The following is a 13,058-nucleotide window of genomic DNA, read 5'->3' on the forward strand; positions in this document are numbered from 1 at the left end:
CATATACTTTTGTAAATAATATTTTTTAGAACACTTAAATTACGGAAACGTTTCGTAAAAAACAAGTAAAAGCGAAAAATAATGGAAAAAAATCAAAATAATTTACTTCCAATTGGAGTTTTTGATTCAGGAATCGGAGGTTTGAGTGTACTCAAGCAGTTAGTCCGATTTTTACCTCAGGAAAACTACATTTACTTGGGCGATACTGCAAGAGTTCCGTATGGAAATAAGTCACCTGAGATTGTAAAGCAATATGCAGCCGAATGTACTGATTTCTTGGTATCGAAAGGCGTCAAATTGATAATTGCAGCTTGCAATACTGTCTCGTCAGTTGCATTAGACGTCGTTAGCAAACATGCGGGGAATCTGCCCGTTATAAGTATGATTGAGCCTGCGTCATCGGCAGCATTGAGGGAGACCACAAATAATCGCATCGGGATAATCGGAACGAGAGCAACCATTTCGAGCAAAGCATATGAAAATGAAATCGTTAAATTGAGCGGCAATAAAAATCTGAAAGTTTTTTCAAAACCTTGCCCACTTTTTGTTCCAATCGTTGAAGAAGGTATGATGAAACATCCTTCTGCTAAATTGATTGCCATTGATTACTTACGGGATATGATTGATGCTCACGTTGATACGCTTGTTTTGGGATGTACGCACTATCCTTTGCTTTCGCAATTATTGATGGAAATTATGCCTGAAGTGACTTTGATTGATTCGGGTGAGCATGCTTCTGTGACTGCGTTAAGGATATTGGCTGAGGCAAGACAATTGCAAGAGCAACGCAAAGAATTTATCGAAAAACCCAATGTTAAATTTTATGTGACTGATTTGCCGGCAAATTTTGCCGAGCAAGCAAACATGTTTCTTGGGTTCGATTCAGACAAACCGGAATTGATTAGTTTGTAAATTTATTAAAATTCGCTTTCTAAATCAAATGCCGAGATTTTCCTATACAAGGTTCTGACGCTGATACCTAATGATTCAGCTACCATTCGGCGATTTCCCTTGAATTTTTTCATCGCAAACTGAATGATTTGTTTCTCAAATTCCTCAAGATTTAGGTCATCAGAATTTTGCATCAAATCTTCGATTGATTTGACTTCTTCAACTGAGTGCATGTTGACTGAATCCGATTTTCGGTTCATATCTTCGATAAGAACAGCTACGTTGTGCATGAAACGTTTGATTTCGGTTAGGTCACTTTTTAACTCGAGCAAGGTTCTGAAAATAAGCGATAGCTCAGGAGTTCCCGTATATTCAGGCTCATTCAGCTTCATCAGAGAATTATCATGTTCGATATTTCGGATTTCAAAAGCAGGTAGTGCCGGCGGAATATATTTACGTAGAATATCGGGGGTGACGTGTTCGCCTTTATGAAATGTAATGACTTTTTCAATCATATTTTTCAATTCACGTATATTGCCGGGCCACGGAAGACTTCTCAAAATGCTCATCGAATCGTCAGAAAATCCTTTATAAGGAAGGTTTAATTTTTGGCAAGTTTTACGCGCAAAATGCTCTACTAAAAGCGGAATATCTTGGACATGGTTTCTTAGTGGCGGCAAAACGATATGCACAGTATTGAGTCGATAAAACAAATCGGAACGGAATTTTCCTTCGGCAGAGGCTCTGTTCAAGTCTTTATTTGTAGCTCCGATGATTCTGACATCAACTTTTTTGGTTTGCGAGGAGCCAAGGCGAGTAAATTCGCCGGATTCGAGCACTCTTAATAATTTTGATTGCGTCCCGATTGGCATTTCGCCAATTTCATCTAAAAAGACTGTCCCTTTGTTTGCCGTTTCAAAAAATCCGATTCGCTGGTCAACGGCTCCGGTAAATGCACCTCTCTCGTGTCCGAAAAGCTCTGATTCGAGCAAGGTTTCCGGAATTGCAGCGCAATTAACACTCACAAAAGGTTTGCTCTTGCGTTTTGATAATCCATGAGCAGCGTTGGCAAAAACTTCTTTGCCTGTGCCTGTTTCTCCTGTGATTAATAGGCTCAAATCTGTAGGAGCAGCTTGAATGAGTAATCTGACAGCATTGTCTATTTCGTAAGAGTTTCCGATAATTGAGAATGCTTTTTTTATCTCACTAACTAATGAACCTTCGTTGTAGTAGCTATCCATAAACTATTCTTGCCCCTGATGTTTTGACCAATCATCCCACCCACCGGAATATATAAATACATTTTTATAGCCAAAAGTTTTAATCGCTTCTGCTAATTTGTGGCTCGAATCGCAATTGCCGCCATCACAATAAATTACAATCCGCTTATTGGTCGGCAAATCAAGAATTTTAGGCATAAAGACTGCTTCTTCATCGTAAGGAAATATATTTATAGCTTTTCCGATTTTGCTTTTAGCATACATTTCAGGACTTCGCGCATCAATAATTATGAAATCTGGATTATTGATAATTTTTTTCATCTGCTCATAAGTCACCGTCAATTCGGTATTTTTCGGTAATTCCGAATCCAATGATTCCTTATCCTTTTCAACGACTGCTTTTTTGGATTCAGCAACTTCAATTTTATTTTCAGCTATTTTGTCATCAACTAATTTTTCTTCATTTGGTTGAAAAGTCTCGGGCTCAGTGATTGTGGCATCATTCAAATCATTGTTAGTGTGTTCTTTTGATTGTTCCATATTGCCGAATACGTCTTCGTCGCTCAAAACTTTAATCTCTTTGGGTTCCCAAATCCAAGGCAGTGGTTTCGGCTTGGAGAAGTTATAGGCAATAGCGATAGCTATCGAAGCAAACAGTATTAGAGCAATATCTTTGAAATCTATTTTCATTTTACAAATCCTGCTTTTTCCAATATATCATAGGCAGAGTTCAGTTCTTGCGACTTTCTGCGGGACTTTTCCTGTAAGTCCTTATCCAAATTCACAAATCGGTCGGGATGAAATTCTTTCATTTTAGAACGGTATGCGGATTTAATAGTTGCAGAATCGGCATTGGGAGGCACTCCAAGTTCGGCAAAAGCATTTTTCACATCATCGCTGATATTGCTGCTCTTAGATGTATTCTCACTTTTTTTGTCTGATTCTTTCTTATTGTTCAATTCATCAATAATTCGTTTCAGTTCTTCATCTTCTTGATTTAGAATTTTGTAAGAATCACTGCTTTTGATGCTGTTAGATTGAACTAATTTTGAAATTCTATTTATTATTTGCCACATGTTCTTTTAATAATGAAATTATATTTTCGACCCTCTTTTCATAGATTATATTTGTACATGACTGCCTATTGCCACTTTCTATAGCGTCAATTATTGCTTGCCATTTATCGCCGACACAAATCAATGCTTTAGGGCGTATCAATTTTCTGTCTGTCAATGCGATAACAGTAGCAATTTCGAGCATAGTTCCCCACGACCCGTCAAATACAATATACGCAGAGCCAATTTCTACCAAAGATTTCAAACGTTCTAAATAGTCTTTTGTTTTAATGATTTCGGTGACAAAGGGGTTTGCTTGTTTATCTTTAAAATCTTTAGTAATCACTCCTATTCGCCGTGTATCAAATGCAGAAGCACCTTTGTGAACTGCCTCCATTATACCGCCGTATCCGCCGGTTGCTATATCGAAACCGCTTTGGGCTAAGGCAAATCCAAGTTCAGTGGCATATACGTAGCTTTTATCATCGTATCGTAAAGTGCCACTGCCGAAAATGGTAATGATGTTCATTAGATTACTCTCATACCCAGACTGAAATAAAAATGAGTATCGCCCCAAAAGACTCTATCCGGAGACTTTCGGAAAAAGAAGCTCCTACCAATGCTGAATTTAAGAGGACCAAGTGGAGAATCTAATGCAATAGTGCTGCCAACGCCGTGCTTGAAAGAGCTAAATTTTACATCTTCGGGTATCAGCCAAGTTGAGCCAAAATCATACCGAAAAGTTAGATAAGTATCGTAAAAGACTTGAAAAGGCATCAAGTAGCGATACCCGACTGAACCTCGAAATAGTTGCCGTCCGCGTTCTTCATCTTCGAACATTCCAAAGAATGAATCTTCACCACCGAGCGAATAAAATTCGGGGTAAGGAACAGTAATGTCTGCAACTCCGAATGTCAGAGTCGTGTTTAGAGTATGATTTGCAATTGACCTGTTTGAAGAGTAGCTGAATAAAGCTTTTGAAAAAGCCACCGCTTCAGTAACAGGTAGCAAATTTGTTTCGAGCGATACATCTATAACTCTGCCTTCAGTCGGGAAATCGAGTGATTTACGATTGTCGAAAACAGTACCGAATTTAATTGTCGAGATAGTATAAAAATCGGGAATGACATCAGGCATTTTATAAAATCGTTGCTTCTCGTATCGCATTTGAACATATAATCGCCCCTGTCTTTCGAGTTGCATTCCTATTAGAGCTGACAGACCAATGTCTTCCTCGACCATATCTCGAGTTCGGATATTCGAAAATCTATTGGGTTGATTTACTTCTTTCGGCGAGAAACTATTCCTGTTGATTCTATTGTAATATGCAATAAAAGATGTAGTCAGATAAGTCCTGAAAAAGCGTGGATTTGTGAGTGATAATTCCGTTACGAGAAAAGAATTTGCCATCGCAAACCTAATCAAAAATCCGGCACCGGTATTCCAAATATTATCTTGAAGCAAATCTAAGCCTACTTGTGCATTTCGTTCGTTATCAACTCTGCCGCCGATACTAATTGTTTGAGTCCCGCTTTCGCGAACATGAACGTTCATGTGCATATTGCCATGATTGTCGATAGACGGGTAAATATCAACGTCCTCGAATAGGTTATTAAATTGCAAGTTTTCACTTGATTCAATAATATTTTCAGGTGTTATAAGCTCACCTTTTTGAAATTTCAAATCTCGGTCAATCAGATATGATGCAGTTTGTTTATTTCCGCTTATGATTATATCATCAATAATTCCAAGGTTGCACTCAAGCATCAAAATGTTATGAAGCATGGAAACATTAATAATTTTTGACATAGGGAAATTGAGTTGATTCATTAGTTCTGAAGCATATTCGAAAATTTGATATTTCATCTCATTATCAAATCCTTGCCCGATAAATTTTTCGCCCAAAAGCAATGACAAAGTATCGGCGATTGATAAGTAACCCGGATTGACTTTGATTTGAATAACATTGATTTCCGGATTTTTTTCCGCTTGAATTTGGACTTCATCGCCGTTGATTTGGACTGCAAATGATTTATATTTGGCGAATGATTCCTGATTATACATTATGTATAATGCGTTACGCAAATTACGTAATTGCTCATCATTTTGGCTGACAATTAATTGTGAATCTTCCGAATCGAAGCCTTTTAAGCGAATCTTAGCTTCAGAAACATTGCCAAATATAGATTTCGCAAGGCTATCTAATTTTGCTGATTTGATTTTCTCAATTTTACTGATAATGCTTTGGATTGAATCCATTGCAGCTATGTAGCCGAGTTCTGCAGTAATTTCCAAATCGGTGAAATCCGTATTTTTTTTGTCATCAAGTTTCGGGCTTAATACAAAGTCTGCGAGCAACATTTCATCGTCGGATATTTTTTTCATTGCTGTAGAGATTGCCTGGTCGGCGATATTCCAAGGATTCACCAAATCGAAACTTTGTAATAATGGCGATGAAGCATCTACCGCGATAATCAAATCGGGATTAAATTCTAATGCAGATTTGACGGGAATATTTGCCAAAATTCCACCGTCAACTAAAACCATCGAATCAATTCTGACTGCCGGAAAGCGAAGCGGAATTGTTGCGCTCGCTTTGATTGCTCTCGCTAAATTGCCACTTTTCAACGATATTGACTTGCCTGCCGCCAAATCGGTCGCAATTATTCTGAGTGGATATTTCAATGAATCGAAATTCGTGGTCGGCATATAAGGCGAGCTCCAAATCATACTTTGGATGAATGAATCAAAACCCGAACCCGAATTGATAGCCTGAGGCGGTGTAAAGCGGAAATTATTAAATTTCATTGTAACTAATTTGCGGTCGAATAACTCTTTTTGGTCGAAAAATAAATCGCTTCGATTGCCGGATTCCTTAAGAGCAACTATTCGATTCCAATCATAATCAATAATCAAATCCATCAACTCATCTGCTGTATTACCCGTTGCATACAATCCGCCAATTATCGCACCGATACTCGTCCCGGTGATTGAATGAATTTTAATATTATGCTTTTCGAGGGCTTTCAGTACACCAATTTGGCTTACACCTCTGGCACCGCCACCACTTAACACTAATGTGATTTTGGGATATAATTCATCTTTCGTTGGTAGCGAGTGGGCTTGTTTATTTTGGGCAAAAATCGAAGTAGGAATAGCAAATACAAACCCAATCAGGGAAAGTAAACACAATAGAAAAAAATTTATATGAGCTAATTTTTTCAATTTATCTCGAATGAATTGTGATTATTCTTACATTCCGAGAGTATCATTTCGATACTTGTCACTTGCGAACGTGAGCTTCCTCGTTTTAGAATGCTTTTGAAAAGTTCAATTGTTTGCAAATCGGATTCGACCACACATTCGACGGTGCCGTCGTATAAATTCTTCACATAACCTTTCAAACCCATTTCTAATGCGTTGCGTTGCACGAAATAACGATAGCCCACACCTTGGACATGTCCGTGAATTTTAAAAGTAGCTCTGTTGCATTCGCTCATGATTTTTTCCCATTTTTGGCAGCTTCCATTATTTGTGCAGTTCGCTCTGCTTGCAAAGTAAATGCTTCCAATCTCGCTTCAATAACTTGAGGAAAGACGTTTCCGTCCACCTCTATTGTCAAAAAAGGAATAGACATTTTCCCGTTAAATAGCGACGATAGCTTGAAATTCGGCTCTACCTCATTCCGAACGGCTATTTTCCTTTCCACGGTCATTTCCGGAATTGAAACTGCTTCGGTAAATCGAGTCGGCATACATCCAAAAGGACCAAGATTGATTATGCCGCAGTATTTTTCTAATGTTTCGTACATCGAAATGCCCAATGTCAATCCCGGTTCTCCTTTGAAATCCAATGGGATTATATGCTTGCTATGTTCGAGCAGTGGCTTAATCTCAGTCAATGAATATTTGTAATAACCCGATTTAGACAATGCTTTTTTGATTTTTTTCTCAGCCGAACGCATGAAATAATGTCGAATTTCTCGTTCCAATTTTTTCCGAAACGAATTTTCCGGTTCGAGCAATCCGATTTTCAGCAAATAATCAACGTAGTAAATCCATTCGCTGATGTAGCCGATTTTGAGAACGAATCCCTTTTTGGCAAAAATTTCATTCAAATATTTATGCGAAAACAAGTCTCGCCGAACGTAGATTTCTCCAAGTAAAGCTACGTAACGAGCTTTTTCAATCGGTGTCTCAATCGGCACTTTTTCGTGAATTACTTCCGCAAAATTCTCCAACAAAGTGTAAATATTATCGGGGTCTCGTTCAAATCCTTCGCTGACTATTTTGAATTCGCTATCAAACACTTCAACTCCGAGAGCTGGATTTTTCGCATATGCCATAATTGCAGAGCGAACATCATCCAACACATCGCCAATCATAATTGCTTGGATGGCTCTCATTGCAAATTTTGAACCGAAACCTGCGAATCCGTCTTCATTCATCAAAGTGATTTGGGTGACGTTTCGCCATTTTTTTGATTTAATCAACTGCCTCAAAAATACAGGATATTGTCCTAATCGGCAATTTCCGGCACCTTCCACAGTGAAAAATGCGACATATTCTTCCTTCTTTTGGTTCTCGATGTAATCTGAGAGCGAGCCAGCCAAAATAATCAATGGCAAACATTCTTTTCCGCTTGAAACTGCTTTGCCATATTTGATTATATCAGGATTTGAGGGTGGCAAAGCTTGAGCATTGAAACCCAAACTTCGGAATGCAGCAGCGAACATTTCCGAATTCAAATCCCCCATCGAAGGAATCAGGATTTTCACTCTCGGGTCACTCATTTGGATTCGTTCGCCATCGGAAGTGATATAATAATTCCCATCTTTGCCGAATTCTACATCAGCAGATACGAAATCACTATTATCGGGGTCGCTGATGTTGGATTTCAATTTGATATAATTCTTAATTACGTCAATTGCAGCGTCAATCCTTGTGTTGATTCCTGCATCGGCAGTGTGACCGTCGAGTTCTAATGTCAAAGATGGCTTTGTCCCCATGATTTCGCGGAATGATGACAAAATCATCGAATCCGGTCCGCAGGAAAAATTGGAAATATATGTTGCGAACAACCTGTCATCACGCTTGATAAATTTTGCAGATTTGAGAATTTTCTTGCCACCTTCCCAATACATATGGTCGTCCACTTTGTCATCGTGCAAATCGAAAATATCATTTGGCAAAACATAAATCCCGCGTGAAGCGAATTTTCGTGGAATGCCTTTATTGGCAATGTCGGTAAAAGCATTATACGGGCGACCGACCAATACTATCGCTAAATTATCGGGCTTGGAATAAATCTCTTCAAGAGCTTCCTTGCCCAAATTCAGTAGCTCATTTTGATAACTATTTTGCATTTCGATAGCATCTAAATATGCCTTTTCGGCTGCTTTGGCACTTACGCCCAAGTCCAAACCAATTTGAACGAAATGCTTTAATTCCTTGAGATAACCATTTCCAAAATTCAAATTGGGCGATAAGATTCTTTTGTCGGAAATCAAATCCTTATAAGCCTGTTTCAAATACATTGCCTCGCCGCTAACAAAAACGCAAGTGCAATTGAAATCCAAACGTTGGTATTCGCTGTCGTCAACAAGCATCTCAAGAATTGTTGGTACGAAATAAAAGTCAGGGGCTTTGTCAATCAGATTTTTGAACAATCCCAATGAAAGCTGTGCCGGATAGCAAAATGAAGTATTTTCCCGCTCAATGCCTTCGCTATCAATCTCATTGGGCATTACAACTTCAAAGCCCAATAAATTGAAAAAATTATAAAATAGCGGATACAAAGTGAAAGTATGGAAAGACGCATTCAGCCCGACGCGTTTGGGATTTTCCCCAAGTTGACGTTCAGGAGCAAACACATCGAAAGTCAACAAATGGCGCCTTTTGACATAATCATATTTGTCGTAATCGAAGCTTTGTTCGCCCTTTAGATTATAATACTTGTTGCAAGCACCACCAAATGGAAGTTTTCTGCCTTCAATTTCGATGATATTTACCGAGCATCGTCTGTCACATTTTTCCTTGCCACCGTAACATATGAAGGGTTTGCGGTATGACACTTCCCTACCGGCAAGAGATTGCAAATCAAATTGTCCTTCGTCCATCAGACCAAGAGCGAGCCTTTCACGAACAACAAGTGCTACTCCGAAAGCACCCATCAAGCCCGGGTCGGGCGGAACGATGATATCGGCGCCTGTCAAAGCTGCCATTGCAATGGGAATCGCCTTATTATAGCATACGCCGCCTTGCATGAATATTTTTTTGCCGATAGTGCGGTTGCCCTTGACTCGATTTACATAATTCAAGCAAATCGAATACACCAAACCTGCCACAATATCATCTTTGCTTATGCCTTCTTGCAAGGCTGTTTTAATATCCGAACTGATGAATGCTGCGCATTGGTCGCTGAAATTGGGAGGTTTCATGCCATTCATGGCAATTGATTCGATTTCAGTTACTTTTATGCCTAAAGTTTCGTAAGCCGATTCCTCTATAAATGAGCCTGTACCGGCGGAACAAGCCTCATTCATTGCATAATCGGCAGGGACTTTGTTTACGATGTAAGTGTATTTTGCATCTTGTCCGCCAATTTCAAAGAGAGTATCAACTTCGTCATCGAAAAATACGGCAGCAGTTGCATGAGCAACAATTTCATTTACGACGCCTTCGGTCAGTGCATGAATGCCCGATATTTGCCTGCCAGAGCCGGTTGTACCGATACCGACAATCATGATATCATCGGGTAATTGTTGCATCAAACGAGAGTAACATTCTCGTGATGCTGCAATGGGATTGCCATTTGTGTAGAGATAAACATCGGCGAGTATTTCGGCACCGTCTTCGGAAATGACAACCGCTTTAGTCGTAGTGGAGCCAACATCTAAGCCTAAGATGCAGCGCTGACCGGAAATTGCTTTCGAGCGTTTCGATGGTTTGAATGTAACTTTATTGGCGAAATTTTCAAGGGCTTGATGATATGAGAAAGAAGAACTTTTTTCGATTATGATATTTTCAAGCGAACTTAATGGTTTGATGTCTTTTTTGATTCCATAAATTGCTGCACCAATTGCTTCAAATGAATCGGCATTTTTCGGGACAATAATATTCGGATGAGATGCTTTGACAAAATTCATTACAACTGAGTTGCGAGTTACACCGCCAAGAATCAAGATTTTTCCCTTTGGAACTTTATTCAATAACTCGTCAATTTTTTCGGAAATCATATATGCCAAACCGGCTGCCACTTCAGATTTTGGGGTACCTTTGTTCAAAGCATGAGTGCAATCGGATTTGCAGAAAACTGAGCAACGCCCCGAAACTTTGTATGGATTGGCATCTTTGGCAATTTCGATGGTTTCTTCAACAGTCAAATCCATGCGTTTGATTTGTTGGAGGAAGAATTCACCCGTGCCTGAGGCGCATTGATTTTTCGCTACTACATTATTGATTCGGCATTCGTTATCGAGTGTATAAGCCAAAAAAGTCTCGCCACCGAGCGATGCGATTCCGGTAAAATCATGATGTTCGGGGATTAACTCTAAGAATGCTGTCTCAGTTGCTTCGGGCTCTGAAATAGTTTCTAATGCTACCAATGAGCGAAATTTTCGTCCTGTAACAACGATACTCATATCATTTTGGTAATATTTTTCGAGCAAGTTTGTGAAAATTGCTTTAGGGTCGCCTTGATGGAATATTGACAAAGATTGCTCCACCTCAAACCCCTTGCCATTATACTCGACAATGGCAACAGATACTGACGAAGCACCAAGGCAGAATCCTAAACCTTTTTTCATAATTTGATTCGAATAGTGTAAATTTCAATAATATAAATTTAAGAAACGAATTGGAAAGAATGAAAAATTTTATTTTATCTGACGGTTTCCCATTCCCTTGAAAATGACTTGCCAAACCACCAGACGCTCAAAGAATTAATCAGCCAAATCGTAATAGTGCGGATATAGCCATATTTCCTGAATCGTCGTGGCGATTCGTGCACACTGATTATCGGGTCATATTTGATTTTAGCGATTTTTGAAATCCGATGATATAAATCAAAATCCTCGCCGGCAATAATTTTATCGTTAAAACCACCCACAGCTTCAAAAACTTCCTTTCTTATTATTTGGCATTCGCCACGTCCCATCCCCAAACCGATTATATTCAAAAACCAAACATAATTGTTGTGGATGGCATAAAAAATCCTATCTTTCAATAATTCTTCTTCGGGAAATGAACTAACTTTACAAGCCAAAGCACTATATCGGGCATATTTCCCACGTTTTTTGGAGAAATCAATAATTGCAGTGAAAAAAGATTGGCAATCCACAGGAATTGAATCGCCATTCAAAAAAACGAGAATGTCCGAACTTGCTGCTTTGGCACCCATGTTCCGACCTTCGGCTATAGTTTGCCTTTTTTCGCCGGTATGCACAACGACTTTATCGGCATACTTTTTTGCGATTGCAACAGTTTCGTCAGTCGAACCACCGTCAGAGACAATGATTTCAAATCCAAATTTACTCTGAAATTCTTTCAAAATTGTCAAGTGTTTTTCGAGTATTTTCTCCTCTTGCAATACCGGAATAACTACACTCATTGTAGTCCCGACCTTCTTTACTTCATTTTTATCCACGATTGCTTCAGTAGCTTTGTCATTTGTATTTATAATTTTTGCGTCAGCCAAACCAAACCCATTTATACATTTAATATTCATTTTAAAGAATACAAAGATACAAAAAAGTATGCTATGGGGCTTAATTTAGCTTCAAAAATGGATAAAGGAGCATAAATCTTGTTCCGTTGCCAAATTCAATAGCCGGAGCAGGGAATTTGACATGATTCAGTGCTTGTTTGAACCAATTCCAGAAAGGCGGTCCATCGGGCAAAAGTTTGACAAAATCGTAGTCAAGAGCTATGATGTATCGAGGACTTCCCGCTAACCAATCATTATAATACTTGCTATCATTATAGTTGCAATCATAGTCATTTGGAACACACAGATTTCGTGCTGAATAACCTACGCTTAGTTGCAACCAATCGGGCCAATACGGTTTCAAATTATTAGGCAAAATATTTTCTACATTTATTGACATGAAAAGTGAGTGTGAACTGTAATCATCTATAAACATCGATGATGGCTGCCTTTTGCGTTCACCGTGCCAATCTGCAGGAATATAGATAAATTTTGGAGTGAAATTCTGAAAAAACGGCACATAGTGTTGCAATAAATGAAATGCTACACCTGCAGAATTTGAGTAAAAATCCGAAGGGCTAAATCCCCAATCAGCAGCAAATCCATCCATGATTTCTACATAAGCCGTATAAGCAATTCCCATTATCGAACCCCATAAAACCGAGGCATCATAGCTGAATCCGGACCACAAAAACAATTCTGTATATAGTGATGAAGCGAGATAAGTTCCGTAAAAATGACCGAGTTTGTCGCTATAAAGAGCGTAGTCCCCGTCTTCGATGAATCTGAATTTCCCGGTTTCTGCCCAAATGGTATTGACTTGAATTATATGCTGAGTGACATAAAATGTACCAACAATACCGCCGGCAATCGCCGCCCTAACAGGTCTGATATTAGTTTCGAGGAATGGAAGCTCGCCTGTAAATGTATATCTTGGGTTGTCGGCTATCATAAAATCTTTAATATCAATTCTCGGCAAATGAGCGTATGGGTCGCAGGAATCTACTTGTAGAGAGTCATTACCTGATGTTGAAGTAGTTAGGTCAGTCGAATCTGTTTGGGCGTTAATGTAATTACAACTAATAAGAAAGATTAGAATTGCCTTTAAGATGAAATGAAATCGGATTGTGTTCATATTTTAATTTTATGGTATGATATTTGATATTTTCATAAAGTATTTTTATTG

The 13,058-nt window shown here is 38.8% G+C and carries 10 protein-coding genes; 1 reads left to right on the forward strand and 9 read right to left on the reverse strand.

Translation table 11 applies throughout. The features are described from left to right. The first annotated feature begins 81 nt into the window (after positions 1–81). Positions 82–912, forward strand: a complete 831-nt coding sequence (murI, locus tag M9949_00675) for a glutamate racemase (GenBank protein ID MCO5249918.1) — start codon at positions 82–84, stop codon at positions 910–912. Positions 913–917: 5 nt separating this feature from the next. Here murI and M9949_00680 read toward each other — a convergent pair whose 3' ends face one another. The 9 genes from M9949_00680 to M9949_00720 all read right to left on the reverse strand — a co-directional run bounded on the left by M9949_00680 (position 918) and on the right by M9949_00720 (position 13,007). Continuing rightward, positions 918–2,132, reverse strand: a complete 1,215-nt coding sequence (locus M9949_00680) for a sigma-54 dependent transcriptional regulator (GenBank protein MCO5249919.1) — start codon at positions 2,130–2,132, stop codon at positions 918–920. Positions 2,133–2,135: 3 nt separating this feature from the next. Next, entirely contained in the window at positions 2,136–2,801 is a 666-nt protein-coding gene (locus tag M9949_00685) for a rhodanese-like domain-containing protein (GenBank protein MCO5249920.1), read from the reverse strand. Beyond that, entirely contained in the window at positions 2,798–3,187 is a 390-nt protein-coding gene (locus M9949_00690) for a DnaJ domain-containing protein (GenBank protein MCO5249921.1), read from the reverse strand. The genes M9949_00685 and M9949_00690 overlap by 4 nt, the downstream gene beginning before the upstream one ends. Continuing rightward, positions 3,168–3,695, reverse strand: a complete 528-nt coding sequence (locus M9949_00695; GenBank protein ID MCO5249922.1) for an LOG family protein — start codon at positions 3,693–3,695, stop codon at positions 3,168–3,170. The genes M9949_00690 and M9949_00695 overlap by 20 nt, the downstream gene beginning before the upstream one ends. Then, a complete protein-coding gene (locus tag M9949_00700) occupies positions 3,695–6,391 on the reverse strand; it encodes a patatin-like phospholipase family protein (protein ID MCO5249923.1) in 2,697 nt (898 codons plus the stop codon). Before M9949_00700 ends, M9949_00695 begins: the two co-directional genes overlap by 1 nt. Continuing rightward, the gene (locus M9949_00705) at positions 6,388–6,666 is read right to left on the reverse strand and encodes an acylphosphatase (protein ID MCO5249924.1); all 279 of its coding nucleotides are present in this window, start codon (positions 6,664–6,666) and stop codon (positions 6,388–6,390) included. Before M9949_00705 ends, M9949_00700 begins: the two co-directional genes overlap by 4 nt. Continuing rightward, positions 6,663–10,973, reverse strand: a complete 4,311-nt coding sequence (locus M9949_00710) for an acyl-CoA dehydratase activase (protein ID MCO5249925.1) — start codon at positions 10,971–10,973, stop codon at positions 6,663–6,665. Before M9949_00710 ends, M9949_00705 begins: the two co-directional genes overlap by 4 nt. A 74-nt stretch (positions 10,974–11,047) precedes the next feature. Beyond that, the gene (locus M9949_00715) at positions 11,048–11,863 is read right to left on the reverse strand and encodes a glycosyltransferase (protein ID MCO5249926.1); all 816 of its coding nucleotides are present in this window, start codon (positions 11,861–11,863) and stop codon (positions 11,048–11,050) included. Positions 11,864–11,933: 70 nt separating this feature from the next. Further along, positions 11,934–13,007, reverse strand: coding sequence for a YfiM family protein (locus tag M9949_00720; GenBank protein MCO5249927.1), 1,074 nt, complete (start codon positions 13,005–13,007; stop codon positions 11,934–11,936). Positions 13,008–13,058 lie beyond the last annotated feature (51 nt).

Origin of the sequence: Candidatus Kapaibacterium sp., assembly GCA_023957315.1 — a bacterium.
GTDB lineage: Bacteria > Bacteroidota > Ignavibacteria > Kapaibacteriales > UBA2268 > PGYU01.